1 pseudogene is annotated in these 232 nt (G+C 64.2%); it reads left to right on the forward strand.

The window, feature by feature from the left end:
* Positions 1-4: 4 nt before the first annotated feature.
* Positions 5-232, forward strand: a pseudogene (locus tag SB765_RS34100) (hypothetical protein); the annotation flags it as partial.

Genomic DNA, 232 nt, shown 5'->3' on the forward strand with positions numbered 1-232 from the left:
GGCGTTGTTACGCTCCGCGGACTTGCAGCCCACCGTGGACAAGGTGCAGGAAGGCGAGTTGCTCGACTTTGCCCAGTACAGCCTGCTGCGCGATTCGGCCGACGCCAAGCTCTATCATCTGATGGGCAAGGTGCGTGGCCATCACGGGCTGGAAGCCAGCGCCAGGCAACAGGGCGAGGAAGACCTGCGTGCCCTGCAAGAGGCCTGCCTGCGGGTTTCCCACTTGCTGCAG

This window comes from Pseudomonas sp. SIMBA_067 (genome assembly GCF_046534675.1).
Classification (GTDB): Bacteria; Pseudomonadota; Gammaproteobacteria; order Pseudomonadales; family Pseudomonadaceae; genus Aquipseudomonas; species Aquipseudomonas putida.